The 2,014-nt window shown below is 45.3% G+C and carries 1 protein-coding gene; it reads left to right on the top strand.

Annotation, left to right across the window (positions count from 1 at the left end):
• Positions 1-1,910 (top strand): SDR family NAD(P)-dependent oxidoreductase (locus F6K53_RS38540; RefSeq protein WP_293085112.1); only part of this gene is annotated, 1,910 nt, incomplete at its 5' end.
• Positions 1,911-2,014: the final 104 nt, after the last annotated feature.

Consider the following 2,014-nt stretch of genomic DNA (forward strand, 5'->3'; position numbering starts at 1 on the left):
TAGTAGGACGAAGTAGCCCTAAACCAGCGATCGAGCATAAGTTAAAAAAGCTAGAAAACTCAGGTGCTCGGGTGGTAGTAGCCCAAGCAGATGTGTCTAATGCAGGGCAAGTTAGCGAGTTACTAACTAAGATAGAGCAATCCTCGCTTCCTCTAGGGGGTATAGTTCACGCCGCTGGAGTTGTTGAGTTCAGCGGACTGTCCCAGCAAGATTGGCAGCGCTTTGCCCAAGTTCTGGTTGCCAAAGTGCAGGGAACGTGGAATCTACATGCTCTTACCCAAAACCAGCCTTTGGATTTCTTTGTCTGTTTTTCCTCCATTTCTTCCTTATTAGGTTCTCACGGTCTAGGAAGCTATGGGGCAGCTAATGCCTTTCTCGATTCAATAGCAGCTCATCGTCAAGCCTTGGGATTACCTGCTTTAACCGTTAATTGGGGACCTTGGGGTGAGATAGGAATGGGGGCAAAACTGAATACTGACCATCAGGGGCGAATAGCTGCTTGGGGGCTGGCAAACGTAGCTCCAAAGCAGGGATTGTTTGCACTTGAACAACTGCTTCAACAAGATCTAGCACAAGTAGGTGTAATGTCAGTGGATTGGGACAAGTGGCTGCGCCAATTCCACAGTCTGCCACCTTTCTATGAAGATGTTGCGTCAAATACTACTGTCAGGGAAACAAATCTTGATTTTAAGACAGAATTAGAGGCAGTTCCTGCTAACCAACGTCGGGATTTGTTAGTAGAGCGTGTTCGTACCCAAGTGGCTAAAACCTTAGGATTAAGTTCTCCAGATCAAATAGAACTGGGGCAAAGGTTAATTGATTTGGGTCTGGATTCTCTAATGGCAGTTCAGTTGAGGAATCATCTCCAATCCAGCGTGGGCTACTCTCTACGTTCAACTCTACTATTTGACTATCCAACCATAGAGGCAATGGTTGATTATTTATCCCAAGAACTTCTTGCGGATCTCGATTCGCCAAGCCTAGCAACCCAAAATAACTCCACTGGTAACGACTCCTTCCTTTCTACCTTAGTGCCCATTCAGCCCGAGGGGTCAAAGCCTCCTTTATTCTTGGTTTCCGGAATTCTTGGCAATGTCTTTGACTTCCAGCAGTTGGCACGTCATCTAGATTCGGAACAACCGTTATATGGTTTGCGTACCCTTGGTCTTGAGGAGGACTTCCAACCTTATACTCGCATCGCAGATATTGCTGCCCACCATATTAAAGCCCTACAAGCACTCCAACCCAACGGACCCTATTTATTAGGGGGTCATTCTTTTGGAGGCAAAGTGGCTTTCGAGATGGCTCAACAATTACGGAATCAAGGACAGGAAGTATCTTTGCTGGCCATGATGGATATTCAGGTAGAGGTTCCGGCTCCAGAAAAAGATGCAGCTCAATGGGATAATACCAAGTGCATAACCAACCTAGCCAGTATTTATGAAAGCATTTTGGGTCAAAACCTCAATATTTCGCCAAAAATACTCCAGTCTATAGATCCGGATGAACAACTGAGCTATCTCCTGGAACAATTGCAAAAAGCTGGACAGATGTTGAGCCAAACTGAGTTGAAGCGAATTCTGGCAGTTTACAAGGCTAATACTGAAGCGAGTGCAAGCTATCTACCCCAGAAGATTGATTCAATTCCGATTAACTTCTTCCGAGCCAGTGAGGTTGGTGCTTTAGGGGATTATTTACCTAATGAAGCAATGACTCTAGAAAATCCAACTTGGGGCTGGAGTCAGCTTTCTACCCAAGCAGTTAAATTGCATGTTGTTCCAGGTAACCATTTCATGATGATGATGGAACCCCAAGTTCTAGTTGTAGCTCAGCAGTTGCAACTTGAGCTGGATAAGACTAGCAAAGTTAAGCAACAGGAACTTAACGGTAAAGAAATAATTGAAAAATAAAACTGGTGGTAACAAAGCATACAACGCTCATGCTGGCTAAGCGCCAGCACGCCGTGTATGCAGACCGTTGTACGGAATGATTTAACTCGGTAGCCAACGCTAGG

This window comes from Moorena sp. SIO4A1, assembly GCF_010672065.1.
In the GTDB taxonomy this organism is placed as follows: domain Bacteria; phylum Cyanobacteriota; class Cyanobacteriia; order Cyanobacteriales; family Coleofasciculaceae; genus Moorena.